Raw genomic sequence first — 1,716 nt, forward strand, 5'->3', positions numbered from 1 at the left:
ACCCCGAACCCCGGACCCCACCAGAGCTCCGGAACGACACAGGAGAATACCGAGTGAGCAGCACCCAAGCAGTCGTGTCCGACACCGCCGGGCACGACCTGCCGGCCTACGACACCCCGCTGGGCATCACCAACCCGCCCATCGACGAGCTGCTCGAGCGCACCTCCTCGAAGTACGCGCTGGTGATCTACGCGGCCAAGCGCGCCCGGCAGATCAACGACTACTACAACCAGCTCGGCGACGGCATCCTCGAGTACGTCGGCCCGCTCGTCGAGCCGGGCCTGCAGGAGAAGCCGCTGTCGATCGCGCTGCGGGAGATCCACGCAGACCTGCTCGAGCACGCCGAAGGCGAGTGAGCCAGCGCGCCGCGGGCACCGCGGACCACTCGGAATTCGGGCAGCGCCGCCGCGTCGTCATCGGCGTCGGCGGCGGCATCGCCGCGTACAAGGCCTGTGCGCTGATCCGCGCCTTCACCGAGAGCGGACACCACGTACGGGTCATCCCGACGGACTCGGCGCTCGAGTTCGTCGGCCGCGCCACCTTCGAGGCCCTGTCCGGCAACCCCGTGCACACCGGCGTGTTCGCCGACGTGCCCCAGGTGCCGCACGTGCGGCTCGGGCAGGAGGCCGACCTCGTCGTCGTCGCCCCCGCCACCGCCGACCTGATGGCCCGCGCCGCCCACGGTCGCGCCGACGACCTGCTCACCGCCACGCTGCTCACCGCGCGGTGCCCGGTCGTGTTCGCGCCGGCGATGCACACCGAGATGTGGGAACACCCCGCGACGGTGGACAACGTCGCCACCCTGCGCCGTCGCGGCGCCGTCGTCGTCGAGCCCGCCTCCGGCCGGCTCACCGGGCACGACACCGGTGCCGGCCGGCTGCCCGAGCCCGAGGAGATCTTCGGCCTGGCGTCGCTGCTGCTCGAACGGCCCGACGCGTTGCCGCGGGACCTGACCGGCCGGCGCATCGTCGTCTCCGCCGGCGGCACCCGCGAACCGTTGGACCCGGTCCGGTTCCTCGGCAACCGCAGCTCCGGCAAGCAGGGCTACGCCCTCGCCCGGCTGGCCGCCCAGCGCGGCGCCGAGGTCACCCTCGTCGCCGGGGCCGTGGCCGGGCTGGCCGATCCCGCCGCGGTGGACGTGGTGCGGGTGCAGACCGCCGCCCAGATGCAGGCCGCGGTCACCAAGCACGCCGCCGGCGCCGATGCGGTCGTCATGTCCGCGGCCGTCGCCGACTTCCGGCCCACCACCTTCGCCACCAGCAAGATCAAGAAGGGCCGGGGTGAGCCGGACGCGATCGCGCTGACCAAGAACGAGGACATCCTCGCCGGTCTGGTGAACGCCCGCACCGAGGGCGCGCTGCCGGCGAGCACCGTCATCGTCGGCTTCGCCGCCGAAACGGGCGACGCCGAGGGCGACGTCCTCACCCACGCCCGCGCCAAGCTGGCCCGCAAGGGCTGCGACCTGCTGGTCGTCAACGCCGTCGGCGACGGGAAGGCGTTCGAGGTCGACCACAACGACGGCTGGTTGCTGGCCGCGGACGGGTCCGAGACCGCCCTCGCGCACGGCTCCAAGGCGCTGATGGCCAGCCGTGTCCTCGACGCGCTGCGGCCGCTGCTGGCGCCGGAACGCCCGTGAGATCGGGGGCGGCACGCCCGTGACATCGGGGGCGGCACGCCCGTGACATCGGGGGCGGCGCGCCCGTGACATCGGGGGCG

General features: G+C 73.6%; 2 protein-coding genes. Both read left to right on the plus strand.

The genetic code is table 11. From position 1 onward, the window contains the following. Positions 1-53: 53 nt before the first annotated feature. Positions 54-356, plus strand: coding sequence for a DNA-directed RNA polymerase subunit omega (gene rpoZ / locus G6038_RS30385; RefSeq protein ID WP_165042589.1), 303 nt, complete (start codon positions 54-56; stop codon positions 354-356). After that, complete coding sequence (gene coaBC, locus G6038_RS30390) at positions 353-1,636, plus strand: bifunctional phosphopantothenoylcysteine decarboxylase/phosphopantothenate--cysteine ligase CoaBC (protein WP_165042591.1); 1,284 nt, start codon at positions 353-355, stop codon at positions 1,634-1,636. The genes rpoZ and coaBC overlap by 4 nt, the downstream gene beginning before the upstream one ends. The last annotated feature ends 80 nt before the right edge of the window (positions 1,637-1,716 follow it).

This window comes from Rhodococcus sp. 14C212, assembly GCF_011058195.1.
In the GTDB taxonomy this organism is placed as follows: domain Bacteria; phylum Actinomycetota; class Actinomycetes; order Mycobacteriales; family Mycobacteriaceae; genus Rhodococcus; species Rhodococcus aetherivorans.